Origin of the sequence: Variovorax sp. OK605 (genome assembly GCF_900115445.1) — a bacterium.
Classification (GTDB): domain Bacteria; phylum Pseudomonadota; class Gammaproteobacteria; order Burkholderiales; family Burkholderiaceae_C; genus Variovorax.
Genome location: NZ_FOWL01000003.1, coordinates 49,795 through 62,794 on the forward strand (window position 1 = coordinate 49,795; position 13,000 = coordinate 62,794).

Here is a 13,000-nt window from a genome sequence, read left to right on the forward strand (position 1 = left end):
GCCCCCGCAAGGGCCGGAACGTTATTTTTCCACTGCCGCCCATTCGGCCGGCGTGTAGGTCTTCATCGAAAGCGCATGCACCTCGTCGGTGTGCATTTTCGCACCGAGGGTGGCGTAGACCCGCTGATGGCGCTGGATCGAGCGCTTGCCCTCGAATTCGGCCGAGACGATGGTGGCGTACCAATGTCGGCCGTCGCCTTCGAGCGTGATGTGCTCGCAGGGGAGATGGGACTGGATCAGGGCCTGGAGTTGTTCGGCGGTCATGGGGATTGGTATTTATCGGGAAACACCGCGGAACCGGCTTTGCCTGGCCGCAGGTGTTGCCCCCGCAAGGGGGTTGGCGAAGCGACACGAAGTGCGCGAAGACGGGGGGAGAGCCATGACTCAGCCTCGGATTTTGTAGCCGATTCGCAGCAGATGGACGGCCACGGCGCTCACCACCAGCCAGGCGGTGCCGACGATGCCCAGGCTGAGCCAGGGCGAGGCGTCGCTGACGCCGAAGAAGCCGTAGCGGAAGCCGTCGATCATGTAGAAGAACGGGTTCAGGTGGCTCACCTTCTGCCAGAACGGCGGCAGCGAGCCGATCGAATAGAACACGCCCGACAGGAAGGTCATGGGCATGATCAAAAAGTTCTGGAACACGGCCATCTGGTCGAACTTCTCGGCCCAGAGCCCCGCAATGAGGCCCAGCGTGCCGAGCATGGCGGCGCCCAGCAGCGCGAACACGACGATCCAGAGCGGCGCCACGAAATTCGGCGTCGCGAAGAACACGGTCACCAGGAACACGCCCAGCCCCACGGCCAGCCCGCGGATGAGCGACGAGCCCACGTAGGCGAAGAACCAGCCCCAGTGCGACAGCGGCGTGAGCAGCACGAACACCAGGTTGCCCATGATCTTGCTCTGGATGATCGACGACGAGCTGTTGGCGAACGCGTTCTGCAGCACGCTCATCATCACCAGGCCGGGCACCAGGAAGGCCGTGTAGCCGACCGTGCCGTACACCGTCACGCGGCCTTCGAGCACATGGCCGAACACCATGAGGTACAGCAGCGCGGTGAGCACCGGCGCGCCGACGGTCTGGAAGCCGACCTTCCAGAAGCGCAGCGTCTCTTTGTAGAGCAGCGCGCGCCAGCCCGTGACAGCCATCATGGAGCCCCCTTGCGCGGCACTGCGTGTCCGCGCTTCCCCCCGAGGGGGAGCTTCGCTTGCTTGGGGCGGCCCGGCGCGGCGCTCATCGCGCCACCTCCAGCGGCGTCTGCTCGCCCGCCATCAGGTCGATGAACACGTCTTCCAGGTCGGCCTTGCGCATTTCCACGTCTTCCACCGCGACGCCGGCTTCGCGGATCGCGGCCAGCAGTTGTTCGACTTCATGGGCGTTCTGTGCAGGCAGCTGCACGATGCGCCCGGTGATGCGCGCATGCTGGGCAATGGCCCACGGCAGCATGGCGTCGGTCTTGAAGCGCAGCACGTTGCTCGCGGCCGACTTCAGCAGCTCGCTGGTGCGGTCGAGCGCGATCACGCGGCCCAGCTTGAGCATCGCGATGCGGTTGCACAGCGCCTCGGCCTCTTCGAGGTAATGGGTGGTGAGCAGCACGGTGCTGCCCTGCTTGTTGAGCCGGGCAACGAACTGCCAGAGCGTCTGGCGCAGCTCGACGTCGACGCCGGCGGTGGGCTCGTCGAGCACGATCACCGGCGGCTTGTGCACCAGCGCCTGCGCCACCAGCACGCGGCGCTTCATGCCGCCCGAGAGCTGGCGCATGTTGGCCGTGGCCTTGTCGGCGAGGCCCAGGCTCTGCAGCAGCTCGTCGATCCAGGCTTCGTTGTTCTTGATGCCGAAGTAGCCCGACTGGATGCGCAGCGATTCGCGCACATTGAAGAAGGGGTCGAACACCAGCTCCTGCGGCACGATGCCGAGCTGGCGGCGCGCTTCGGCGAAGTCGCGCTGCACGTCGAAACCATGCACGCTGATGGCACCGGACGTGGGCCTGGAAAGGCCCGCGAGCATGCTGATCAGCGAGGTCTTGCCCGCGCCGTTCGGGCCGAGCAGGCCGAAGAACTCGCCCGGCTCGATCTGGAATGTGACCTCGTCGACGGCCTTCAGCCCCGGCTTGCCTTGGGCTTTCTGCTGTTTGGAGGGGGGGTAGGTCTTGGAGACCGATTGGAAGGAGATCGCGGGCATGGGAGCCCGCGATTTTACGGGGCGAGTTCGAAAGCGCGCCGCGCAGCGGCCCGATACCCTCATGCGGCCGCCGCCGGGCCGCCCCAAGGCGGCCCGCGCCTCACCCTGGGGGTGGCGAATTACATGCAGCGAAGCGAAGTGAAAAGCCGGGGGGACAGGCCGTCAGGGCGCAGCGGGCAAAAGGCCCGCAATGCCGTACAGGGCAGCCAGTTCGCGAAGACGCGGCGACAGGCCCTTGACCGCGAAGCCGCGGCCCAGCGCACTGGATTCACGCCGGCATTCGAGCAGCACCGCCAGGGCGGAAGAATCGAACTGGGCCAGGGCGGTGGCGTCCACCACGGTGGACGACGAATCGACCTGCCCCTTCAACCCCTGCTGCAGCATGCGCATGCAGGCGGGGGCCTCGTCGTGGGTCAGGCGCGTGGGCAGGACCAGCATCGGTCAGCCCTTGCTGTTGCCCTTGTTGCGCGCCGCGAGCGCGGAAATCAGGCCGTCGATGCCGCTCTTGTTGATTTCCTGCGCGAACTGCGTGCGGTAGGTGTCGACCAGCCAGACGCCCAGCACATTCAGGTTGTAGACCTTCCAGCCGGCGCCCTGGCCGGGGGTCTTCTCGAGGCGGTAGTCCAGCTGGACCGGGTCGCCGCGGCCCTTGACCTCGGTGCGCACCAGCACGTCGGCGTCGTCGGGCGAACCGCGGAACGGACGCACGGTGACGGTCTGGTCGCTGACCTGGTCGAGCGCGCCGGCGTAGGTGCGCACCAGCAGGGTCTTGAACTCGTCCTGCAGCTTCTTCTGCTGCTCCGGCGTGGCCGTGCGCCAGGCCGGGCCGACGGCCGAAGCCGTCATGCGCTGGAAGTTCACGTTCGGCATGATCTTGCTGTCGACGAGCAGCATGATCTTGTTGACGTCGCCGGACTTGATGGACTTGTCCGACTTGATGGTGTCGAGCACGTCGGTCGAGATGCGCTTCACCAGCGCGTCGGGGCTTTCGTCGGCGGCGCGCGCGGGGCTCACGAAGGCGGCCGCGGCGCTGAACAGCATCGCGCCGGCCAGCACCATGTGGCCGAGCCTGCGGCGTTGCACGATCATCTTGTTGTTCATTGAGAGGTCCCTCTGGTTTCGGATGGGCGCGGCACGCACGAAAGATGGCGTGCCACGACAAGAACGGTTTGGACAGGACCCGGGACTACCGGGTTCCTGAAGCCCAGGTGAAGCCTTGCAACGGAATGCAAGCGCAACCTGCGCTCCTGCGGACGTCCTGGCGCGTTCGATTCACTGTGCCTGCAGCCTACTTGCCTGCGTCCTCGTCGAACGACTTGCCGTCATGGATCAGGCTGCGGCGGCGTTGAAGGAAGGCATCGCGCGTGAAGGAGTACTTGTCGAGCGCGGCGTCGTCGATCAGGCGGCCGGCGCGCAGGTACTGCGAGCGCGTGTCGACCACGCGCAGCACGGTCAGCGAATTGCGCCATGCCACGTCGCTCACGGCGTTGATGCCGTCGCCGTAGAAGTCGACCGGCTTGGCCACGGTGTCGCGCAGCGTGGAGGGGCCGAGCAGCGGCAGCACGATGTACGGGCCCGCGCCCACACCCCAGCGGCCGAGCGTCTGGCCGAAGTCTTCGTCGTGGCGGTCGATGCCGGCTTCGGTCGCCACGTCCAGCAGGCCGCCGAGGCCGAAGAAGGTGTTGACGTTGACCCGCATGAAGGTCTCGGCGCTGTTCTGCAGCTTGAGCTGGGCCACGCTGTTGGCAAAGCTCCAGACGTCGCCGATGTTGCCGAAGAAGTTGTTCACGCCCGTGCGCACCATCGACGGCAGCACGTTGACGTAGGCGGTGGACACCGGCACGAGCACAGCCTGGTCGAGCTTGTCGTTGAACGTGAAAACGCCGCGGTTGAACGGCTCGAAGGGGTCGGCCGGATTCGCGTTGGGACCGGTGGCACAGCCGGCCACCAGGGCGAACACAGCGGCCGCGCTGGTCCAGCGGGCAAATTTAGCTATGCTTTTCATAGCATTCGGGGCGACAGGCGAGAAAGATCGTGTTTTCATTTTTTATTGGGGGTTCCCTGCGCCGATCCGGAGTTCGAGCTCCCGTCGGCGGCCTTGCTGTAGAGGAACTGGCTGATCAGGTTTTCCAGCACCACCGCGGATTGCGTGGCTGTGATGGTGTCGCCGGACTGCAGGTTCTTCTCCTCGGCGCCCGCCTCGATCCCGATGTACTGCTCGCCGAGCAGGCCACTGGTCAGGATCTTGAGCGAACTGTCCTTGGGAAAACTGTACCGGTTTTGCAAAGCCAGCGTCACGTCGGCCTGAAAGGTCTTGTCGTTGAAGGTGATGGACTCCACCCGCCCGACCACCACGCCCGCGCTCTTCACCGCGGTCTGCGGCTTCAGTCCGCCGATGTTGTCGAAGCGCGCTGTCACGGCGTAGGTCTTCTGGAAGTTCAGGCTCAGCAGGTTGGCCGACTGCAGCGCGAGAAACAGCAGGGCCGCCGCGCCGATCAGCACGAACAGGCCGACCCAGATGTCGTTGTTGGAACGTTGCATGGTTTGCACTCTTTAGAACGATGGAGGCCGAGCCTCTTTAGATACTGAACATCATGGCGGTGAGCAGGAAGTCCAGCCCCAGGACCGCCAGCGATGCCGACACCACGGTGCGCGTGGTTGCGCGCGACACGCCCTCGGGCGTGGGCTGGGCCTCGTAGCCCTGCAGCAGCGCGATGAAGGTCACGGTGAAGCCGAAGACGATGCTCTTGATGACGCCGTTGCCGACGTCGCGCCACACATCGACGCCGCCCTGCATCTGGCCCCAGAACGCGCCCGGGTCCACGCCCAGCATCAGCACGCCCACCACGTAGCCGCCCATGATGCCGACCGCGCTGAACACGGCCGCCAGCAGCGGCATGGTGATGACGCCGGCCCAGAAACGCGGCGCGAGGATGCGCTGCACGGGGTCGACGGCCATCATTTCCATGGCGCTCAGCTGCTCGTCAGCCTTCATGAGGCCGATTTCCGCGGTGAGCGACGTGCCGGCGCGTCCGGTGAACAGCAACGCGGCCACCACCGGTCCGAGTTCGCGCACCAGGCTCAGCGTGACCAGCAGGCCGAGCGCTTCGGACGAGCCGTAGCGCTGCAGCGCGTAGTACATCTGCAGCCCCAGCACGAAGCCCACGAACAGGCCCGACACGCCGATGATCGCGAGCGAGTAGTTGCCCAGGAAATGGATCTGGTCGCGCACGAGGCTGAAGCGCCGCATGATCTGCGCGCCCGGACCGACCAGGCGCATGAAGAGCTTCGCGCCATAGCCCAGGTTGGCCAGATGGCTGCGCACGGCAAAGCCGGTATCGGCAGGCTTCCACCAAGTCATACAGGCCCCCTCGTTCGGCACTTCGTGTCCTCACTGCCCCCCAGGGGGGACTTCGCTTGCTCGGGGCGGCCCAGCGCAGCGCTCATGAACGCCCCCCTTCGACATTGCCGAAGTCGTCTTCGATGCTGACGCCCGGGTAATGGAAACGCACGGGCCCGTCGGGCAGTGCGTTCACGAACTGATGGACCAGCGGATCGGCGCTGTGGCGCACGTCGTCGGGCGTGCCCTGCGCGGCGATGCCGCCGTTGGCCAGGATGATCACGTGGTCGGCGATGCGGAAGGTTTCTTCCAGGTCGTGCGACACGATGATGCTGGTGAGCCCGAGCGTGTCGTTGAGCTGGCGGATCAGCCGCGCCGCGGTGCCGAGCGAGATCGGGTCGAGGCCGGCGAAGGGCTCGTCGTACATCACGAGATCGGGGTCGAGCGCGATGGCACGCGCCAGCGCCACGCGCCGCGCCATGCCGCCCGACACCTCGCTGGGCATCAGGTCGCGCGCGCCGCGCAGGCCGACCGCGTCGAGCTTCATCAGCACGATGTCGCGCACCAGCGCTTCGGAGAGTTGCGTGTGCTCGCGCAGCGGAAACGCCACGTTGTCGAACACGGTCATGTCGGTGAACAGCGCGCCGAACTGGAACAGCATGCCCATGCGGCGCCGCGCCGCGTAGAGCGCGGTGGCGTCGAACTTGCCGACGTCATGGCCATCGAAGAGCACTTGGCCGCGCTGCGCCTTCTGCTGTCCGCCGATCAGCCGCAGCACGGTGGTCTTGCCGCCGCCCGATGCGCCCATGAGGGCCGTGACCTTGCCACGCGGTACGCTGAAGGAAACGCCGTCGAGGATGGCGCGCGCGCCGTAGCCGAACGTGACGTCTCGGAACTCTACGAAGGGATGTGGCAGGGGTGCGGCAGGGTCCATCTCAATAAAAAAGCCGGGGCGCTTCTTCAAGCATCCCGGCATGCGGTTTCACGCGGATGATACCGGGGCCGTGCCCGGCCCCGACAAATTGAAACAAAATTCAGCGCGGCAAGTCGCTGAATCCCATCAGAAATTCATCCACCGAACGCGCGGCTTGACGGCCTTCGCGAATGGCCCACACAACCAGCGACTGGCCGCGGCGGATGTCGCCGGCGGCGAAGACCTTCGGCACGTTGGTGGCGTAGCCGCCGATGAAATCGACCGTTGCCCTGGCGTTGCCGCGTGCGTCCTTCTCGACACCGAAGGCGTCCAGCACGGTGGCCACGGGGCTGATGAAGCCCATCGCCAGCAGCACGAGGTCGGCCTTGAGCACCTGCTCGCTGCCGGCCACTTCCTGCATCCTGCCGTCCTTCCACTCGACGCGAACGGTCTTCAGGCCGGTGACCTTGCCCTTCTCGCCGATGAATTCCTTGGTCGAGATGGCGAACTCGCGCTCGCAGCCCTCTTCATGGCTGGAGCTGGTGCGCAGCTTGATCGGCCAGTACGGCCAGGTCATCGGGCGGTTCTCTTCCTCGGGCGGCTGGGCCATCAGTTCGAACTGCGTGACGCTGACCGCGCCGTGGCGGTTGCTGGTGCCCACGCAATCGGAGCCGGTATCGCCGCCGCCGATCACGATCACGCTCTTGCCGTCGGCGCGCAGCTGGCCCTTGACCTTGTCGCCCGCGTTCACGCGGTTCTGCTGCGGCAGGAACTCCATCGCGAAATGGATGCCGTCGAGGTCGCGCCCCGGCACCGGCAGGTCGCGCGACTGCTCGGCGCCGCCGGTCAGCAGCACGGCGTCGAACTCCTTCTGCAGCTGCTCGGGCGTGACGGTTTCCTTGGCCAGGTTCGTGACCTTGGAGCCCTTGCCCAGCGGGTCCTTCGCGGCGCCGACCATCACGCCGGTGCGGAAGCTCACGCCCTCGGCCTTCATCTGCTCGACGCGGCGATCGATGTGCGTCTTCTCCATCTTGAAGTCGGGGATGCCGTAGCGCAGCAGGCCGCCGATGCGGTCGTTCTTCTCGAACAGCGTCACGTCATGGCCGGCGCGCGCCAGTTGCTGCGCCGCCGCCATGCCGGCCGGGCCCGCGCCCACCACGGCGACCTTCTTGCCGGTCTTGTGCTTGGCCACGCGCGGCGCCACCCAGCCTTCGTCCCAGGCGCGGTCGATGATCGCGTGTTCCAGCGACTTGATGCCCACGGCCTCGTCGTTCACGTTGAGCACGCAGGCGGCCTCGCAGGGCGCGGGGCAGATGCGGCCGGTGAACTCGGGGAAGTTGTTGGTCGAGTCGAGCACCGCGAAGGCGTTCTGCCAGTCGTCGCGGTACACGAGGTCGTTGAAGTCCGGAATGATGTTGTTGACCGGGCAACCGCTGTTGCAGAACGGCGTGCCGCAGTCCATGCAGCGCGCGCCTTGCACCTTGGCTTGCGCGGTGTCCAGGCCGACAACGAATTCCTTGTAATGCTTGACGCGTTCGTCGACGGGCTTGTAGCCCTCCTCGACACGCTCATGCTCCATGAAGCCGGTGATCTTTCCCATCGTGCTTTCCTCTGTTCTTCGTGTTCGTTGCCGCTCAGACCGCGGCGGTTGCGGACGGAGCCACCAGCGCATGCGGCTCGAGGCCGACGTGTGCGTTGTTGCCGCTGCTCGTGAGCTCGACCTTGCGGTCGTGCAGCTCGGCCAGCGCGCGCTTGTATTCGTTCGGGAACACCTTCACGAACTTCGTGCGCGACACGGCCCAGGTGTCGAGCAGCTCGCGCGCGCGCTTGCTGCCGGTCCAGCGGTGGTGGTCTTCGAGCAGCTTCTTCAGCTGTGCTTCGTCGGTCACGCCGCCGTGCCAGATCTTGCGGTGCACGCTGGCCGTTTGTTCGGCCGAGGTCAGCACCCTGTCCAGCGACACCATCGAGAGGTTGCAGCGCGAGGCGAAATGGCCGTCTTCGTCGTAGACGAAGGCGACGCCGCCGCTCATGCCGGCCGCGAAGTTGCGGCCCGTCTGGCCGAGCACGGCCACCGTGCCGCCGGTCATGTATTCGCAGCCGTGGTCGCCGGTGCCTTCGATGACCGCCGTGGCGCCCGACAGCCGCACGGCGAAACGCTCGCCGGCCACGCCGCACAGGTAGGCCTCGCCGGTGGTCGCGCCGTACAGCGCGGTGTTGCCCACGATGGTGTTGCGCACCGCTTCGCCGCGGAAGTCGAGGCTGGGGCGAACCACCACGCGGCCGCCCGAGAGGCCCTTGCCGGTGTAGTCGTTGGCGTCGCCGATCAGGTACAGCGTGATGCCGCGTGCCAGGAAGGCGCCGAACGACTGGCCGCCCGTGCCTTCGAGCTGGATGCGGATCGAATCGTCGGGCAGGCCCTGCGGATGCACCTTGGTCAGCGCGCCCGAGAGCATGGCGCCCACCGAGCGGTTGACGTTGCGTGCCACCTCGATGAACTGCACCTTCTCGCCCTTGTCGATGGCGGGACGCGACTTCTCGATGAGCTTCACGTCCAGCGCCTTGTCCAGGCCGTGGTCCTGGTTCTCGACGTGGAAGCGTGCCACGTCGGCCGGCACGTTCGGCAGCGCGAACAGGCGGCTGAAGTCCAGGCCCGAGGCCTTCCAGTGCTCGATGCCCTTGCGCATGTCGAGCAGGTCGGCGCGGCCGATCAGGTCGTCGAACTTGCGGATGCCGAGCTGGGCCATGATCTGGCGCACTTCTTCCGCAACGAAGAAGAAGTAGTTGACGACGTGCTCGGGCTTGCCCGAGAACTTCTTGCGCAGCACCGGGTCCTGCGTGGCCACGCCCACCGGGCAGGTGTTCAGGTGGCACTTGCGCATCATGATGCAGCCCTCGACCACCAGCGGGGCGGTGGCGAAGCCGAACTCGTCGGCGCCCAGCAGCGCGCCGATGGCGACGTCGCGGCCGGTCTTCATCTGGCCGTCGGCCTGCACGCGGATGCGGCTGCGCAGGCGGTTGAGCACCAGCGTCTGCTGCGTCTCGGCCAGGCCGATTTCCCACGGGCTGCCCGCGTGCTTGATCGACGACCAGGGCGATGCGCCCGTGCCGCCGTCATGGCCGGCGATCACGACGTGGTCGCTCTTGCACTTGGCCACGCCCGCCGCGATGGTGCCCACGCCGATCTCGCTCACCAGCTTCACGCTGATGCTGGCGTGCGGCGCGGTGTTCTTCAGGTCGTGAATGAGCTGCGCCAGGTCTTCGATCGAGTAGATGTCGTGGTGCGGCGGCGGGGAGATGAGGCCCACGCCCGGCACCGCATAGCGCTGCTTGCCGATGTACTCGGTGACCTTGCCGCCCGGCAGCTGGCCGCCCTCGCCCGGCTTCGCGCCCTGGGCCATCTTGATCTGGATCTGGTCGGCCGAATGCAGGTACTCGGCCGTGACGCCGAAGCGGCCCGACGCGACCTGCTTGATGCGCGAACGCAGCGAGTCGCCGTCCTTCAGGGGCAGGTCGACCTCGACGTTCTCGGCGCCGATCACGCTCTTGAGCGTGTCGCCCTGCTTGATCGGGATGCCCTTGAGTTCGTTGCGGTAGCGCGCGGGGTCTTCACCGCCTTCGCCGGTGTTGCTCTTGCCGCCGATGCGGTTCATGGCAATGGCGAGCGTGGCGTGCGCCTCGGTGCTGATCGAGCCGAGCGACATCGCACCGGTGGCGAAGCGCTTGACGATGTCGGCAGCCGACTCGACTTCGTCGACCGGAACGGCCTTGGCCGGGTCGATCTTGAACTCGAACAGGCCGCGCAGCGTCAGGTGACGGCGGTTCTGGTCGTTGATGAGCTGCGCGTATTCCTTGTACGTGTTCCAGTTGTTGGAGCGCGTGCTGTGCTGCAGCTTGGCGATGGCGTCGGGCGTCCACATGTGCTCTTCGCCGCGCGTGCGCCAGGCGTATTCGCCGCCGGCGTCCAGCATGCCGGCGAGCACCGGGTCGTCGCCGAAGGCGGCCTTGTGCATGCGGATGGCTTCCTCGGCGATCTCGAAGACGCCGATGCCTTCCACGCGGCTGGCGGTGCCGGTGAAGTACTTGCTCACGGTCTCGCTGTTCAGGCCGATGGCTTCGAACAACTGGGCGCCGCAGTAGCTCATGTAGGTGCTGACACCCATCTTCGACATGATCTTCGACAGGCCCTTGCCGATGGCCTTCACGTAGTTGTAGACCGCCTTCTCGGCGCTCAGGTCGCCCGGCAGGTCGGCGTGCATGGCCGTGAGCGTTTCCATGGCGAGGTACGGGTGCACGGCTTCCGCGCCGTAGCCCGCGAGCACGCCGAAGTGATGCACTTCGCGCGCCGAACCGGTCTCGACCACCAGGCCGGCGGTGGTGCGCAGGCCTTCACGCACCAGGTACTGGTGCACGGCCGACAGCGCCAGCACGGCGGGAATGGCCACCTGCGTCGGGCTCACGCCGCGGTCGCTGATGATCAGGATGTTGTGGCCACCCTTGATGGCGTCCACCGCTTCGGCGCACAGCGAGGCCAGCTTGGCTTCGACACCTTCGTCGCCCCAGGCGAGCGGGTAGGTGATGTCCAGCGCATAGCTCTTGAACTTGCCCTGCGTGTACTTGCCGATGTCGCGCAGCTTCGCCATGTCGGAGAAGTCGAGGATCGGCTGGCTCACTTCGAGCCGCATCGGCGGGTTGACCTGGTTGATGTCCAGCAGGTTGGGCTTGGGGCCGATGAAGGACACCAGCGACATCACGATGGCTTCGCGGATCGGGTCGATGGGCGGGTTCGTCACCTGCGCGAACAGCTGCTTGAAGTAGTTGTACAGCGGCTTGTTCTTGCTGGAGAGCACGGCCAGCGGGCTGTCGTTGCCCATGGAGCCGATGCCTTCCTCGCCGGCCTGCGCCATCGGGCTCATCAGGAACTTGATGTCTTCCTGGGTGTAGCCGAAGGCCTGCTGGCGGTCGAGCAATGCGACTTGCGACAGCGGCGCGGAGACCGGCTCGGCCTTCACGCTGTCGAGCTTGATGCGCAGGTTCTCGATCCACTGCTTGTAGGGCTTGCTGTTCGCGAGGTTGGACTTGACCTCCTCGTCGTCGATCATGCGGCCCTGTTCCAGGTCGATCAGGAACATCTTGCCGGGCTGCAGGCGCCACTTGCGCACGATCTTCTGCTCGGGCACGGGCAGCACGCCCGACTCCGAGGCCATGATGACCAGGTCGTCGTCGGTCACGCAGTAGCGCGAGGGGCGCAGGCCGTTGCGGTCCAGCGTGGCGCCGATCTGGCGGCCGTCGGTGAACACGATGGAGGCCGGGCCGTCCCACGGCTCGAGCATGGCGGCGTGGTATTCATAGAACGCGCGGCGGCGCGGGTCCATGGTGGCGTGCTGCTCCCAGGGCTCGGGAATCATCATCATCACGGCCTGGCTGATGGGGTAGCCGGCCATCGTCAGCAGCTCGAGGCAGTTGTCGAAGGTGGCGGTGTCGGACTGGCTGGCGAAGCTGATCGGGTACAGCTTCTGCAGGTCGGCGCCGAGCACGGGCGAGGACATCACGCCTTCGCGGGCCTTCATCCAGTTGTAGTTGCCCTTGACCGTGTTGATTTCGCCGTTGTGGGCAACGTAGCGGTACGGGTGGGCCAGCGGCCATTCGGGGAAGGTGTTGGTCGAGAAGCGCTGGTGCACCAGGCCCAGGGCCGAGACGCAACGCTTGTCCTGCAGGTCGAGGTAATAGGTACCGACCTGGTCGGCCAGCAGCAGGCCCTTGTAGACCACGGTGCGGCTGGACATGCTCGGAACGTAGTATTCCTTGCTGTGCTTGAGCTTCAGGCGCTGGATGTTGGCGCTGGCGGTCTTGCGGATCACGTAGAGCTTGCGTTCCAGCGCGTCCTGCACGATCACGTCATTGCCGCGGCCGATGAAGACCTGGCGCAGCAGCGGTTCCTTTTCGCGCACGGTGGGCGACATGGGCATGTCGCGGTTCACCGGCACGTCGCGCCAGCCGAGCAGCACCTGGCCTTCGGCCTTGATGGCGCGTTCCATCTCTTGTTCGCAGGCTTCGCGCGAGGCATGCTCCTTCGGCAGGAAGATCATGCCGACGCCGTACTCGCCGGGCGGGGGCAGCGTGACGCCCTGCTTGGCCATCTCTTCGCGGTACAGGTGGTCGGGCAGCTGGATCAGGATGCCCGCGCCGTCGCCCATCAGCTTGTCAGCGCCCACTGCGCCGCGATGGTCGAGGTTCTCGAGGATCTTCAAGCCCTGCAGCACGATGGCATGGCTTTTTTCGCCCTTGATGTGTGCAACGAAGCCGACGCCGCAGGCATCGTGCTCGTCGGCACCGGAATACAGACCGTGTTCTTGGAGATGTTGAATCTCGGCAGCCGTCGTCATGGGCGCGCTCCTTCAGTTTTCGCAGGGAAAGGGAGCATATTGCGATGCACAAAGAATGCCAAACACTTTAATGGGGGTCAGATTCGAATTAAATCTTGAGTTTTCTGATCGGAAATAAATTGGGGACACATCAAAAGCAGGAGCGATAACTCCAACATCAGCGACGGACTGGCGCCGATTTCGCG

General features: G+C 65.9%; 11 protein-coding genes. All 11 read right to left on the reverse strand.

Annotated elements, in window-relative coordinates; genetic code table 11:
* Nucleotides 1-21 precede the first annotated feature (21 nt).
* The 11 genes from BM013_RS08495 to BM013_RS08545 all read right to left on the reverse strand — a co-directional run bounded on the left by BM013_RS08495 (nucleotide 22) and on the right by BM013_RS08545 (nucleotide 12,815).
* Nucleotides 22-264 (reverse strand): BolA family protein, encoded by a 243-nt coding sequence (locus BM013_RS08495; RefSeq protein ID WP_093048598.1) that lies wholly within the window; start codon nucleotides 262-264, stop codon nucleotides 22-24.
* A gap of 120 nt (nucleotides 265-384) precedes the next feature.
* Entirely contained in the window at nucleotides 385-1,149 is a 765-nt protein-coding gene (locus BM013_RS08500) for an ABC transporter permease (RefSeq protein WP_093125381.1), read from the reverse strand.
* A gap of 82 nt (nucleotides 1,150-1,231) precedes the next feature.
* Nucleotides 1,232-2,179 carry an ABC transporter ATP-binding protein gene (locus BM013_RS08505; RefSeq protein WP_093125383.1) on the reverse strand — a complete coding sequence of 316 codons (948 nt, stop codon included), beginning with the start codon at nucleotides 2,177-2,179 and terminating at the stop codon, nucleotides 1,232-1,234.
* 162 nt (nucleotides 2,180-2,341) lie between these two features.
* Complete coding sequence (locus BM013_RS08510; protein WP_093125385.1) at nucleotides 2,342-2,617, reverse strand: STAS domain-containing protein; 276 nt, start codon at nucleotides 2,615-2,617, stop codon at nucleotides 2,342-2,344.
* A gap of 3 nt (nucleotides 2,618-2,620) precedes the next feature.
* Complete coding sequence (locus BM013_RS08515) at nucleotides 2,621-3,280, reverse strand: MlaC/ttg2D family ABC transporter substrate-binding protein (RefSeq protein ID WP_093125388.1); 660 nt, start codon at nucleotides 3,278-3,280, stop codon at nucleotides 2,621-2,623.
* 187 nt (nucleotides 3,281-3,467) lie between these two features.
* Complete coding sequence (locus BM013_RS08520; RefSeq protein ID WP_177225442.1) at nucleotides 3,468-4,184, reverse strand: MlaA family lipoprotein; 717 nt, start codon at nucleotides 4,182-4,184, stop codon at nucleotides 3,468-3,470.
* Nucleotides 4,185-4,219: 35 nt separating this feature from the next.
* Complete coding sequence (gene mlaD, locus BM013_RS08525; protein ID WP_093125394.1) at nucleotides 4,220-4,720, reverse strand: outer membrane lipid asymmetry maintenance protein MlaD; 501 nt, start codon at nucleotides 4,718-4,720, stop codon at nucleotides 4,220-4,222.
* A 37-nt stretch (nucleotides 4,721-4,757) separates the two neighbouring features.
* Complete coding sequence (gene mlaE / locus BM013_RS08530) at nucleotides 4,758-5,540, reverse strand: lipid asymmetry maintenance ABC transporter permease subunit MlaE (RefSeq protein ID WP_093125398.1); 783 nt, start codon at nucleotides 5,538-5,540, stop codon at nucleotides 4,758-4,760.
* A gap of 82 nt (nucleotides 5,541-5,622) precedes the next feature.
* Entirely contained in the window at nucleotides 5,623-6,453 is an 831-nt protein-coding gene (locus BM013_RS08535) for an ABC transporter ATP-binding protein (protein ID WP_256219760.1), read from the reverse strand.
* A gap of 100 nt (nucleotides 6,454-6,553) precedes the next feature.
* Nucleotides 6,554-8,032, reverse strand: a complete 1,479-nt coding sequence (locus tag BM013_RS08540; protein WP_093125404.1) for a glutamate synthase subunit beta — start codon at nucleotides 8,030-8,032, stop codon at nucleotides 6,554-6,556.
* Between the two features lie 34 nt (nucleotides 8,033-8,066).
* Nucleotides 8,067-12,815, reverse strand: a complete 4,749-nt coding sequence (locus BM013_RS08545) for a glutamate synthase-related protein (protein ID WP_093125406.1) — start codon at nucleotides 12,813-12,815, stop codon at nucleotides 8,067-8,069.
* Nucleotides 12,816-13,000: the final 185 nt, after the last annotated feature.

What these genes read in the sequence shown, in the direction of transcription:
- BM013_RS08520 (WP_177225442.1), bottom strand. Translation starts at nt 4,184, where the DNA reads ATGAAAAGCATAGCTAAATTTGCCCGCTGGACCAGCGCGGCCGCTGTG.
- BM013_RS08540 (WP_093125404.1), bottom strand. Translation starts at nt 8,032, where the DNA reads ATGGGAAAGATCACCGGCTTCATGGAGCATGAGCGTGTCGAGGAGGGC.
- BM013_RS08515 (WP_093125388.1), bottom strand. Translation starts at nt 3,280, where the DNA reads ATGAACAACAAGATGATCGTGCAACGCCGCAGGCTCGGCCACATGGTG.
- BM013_RS08535 (WP_256219760.1), bottom strand. Translation starts at nt 6,453, where the DNA reads ATGGACCCTGCCGCACCCCTGCCACATCCCTTCGTAGAGTTCCGAGAC.
- mlaD (WP_093125394.1), bottom strand. Translation starts at nt 4,720, where the DNA reads ATGCAACGTTCCAACAACGACATCTGGGTCGGCCTGTTCGTGCTGATC.
- BM013_RS08495 (WP_093048598.1), bottom strand. Translation starts at nt 264, where the DNA reads ATGACCGCCGAACAACTCCAGGCCCTGATCCAGTCCCATCTCCCCTGC.
- mlaE (WP_093125398.1), bottom strand. Translation starts at nt 5,540, where the DNA reads ATGACTTGGTGGAAGCCTGCCGATACCGGCTTTGCCGTGCGCAGCCAT.
- BM013_RS08545 (WP_093125406.1), bottom strand. Translation starts at nt 12,815, where the DNA reads ATGACGACGGCTGCCGAGATTCAACATCTCCAAGAACACGGTCTGTAT.
- BM013_RS08500 (WP_093125381.1), bottom strand. Translation starts at nt 1,149, where the DNA reads ATGATGGCTGTCACGGGCTGGCGCGCGCTGCTCTACAAAGAGACGCTG.
- BM013_RS08510 (WP_093125385.1), bottom strand. Translation starts at nt 2,617, where the DNA reads ATGCTGGTCCTGCCCACGCGCCTGACCCACGACGAGGCCCCCGCCTGC.
- BM013_RS08505 (WP_093125383.1), bottom strand. Translation starts at nt 2,179, where the DNA reads ATGCCCGCGATCTCCTTCCAATCGGTCTCCAAGACCTACCCCCCCTCC.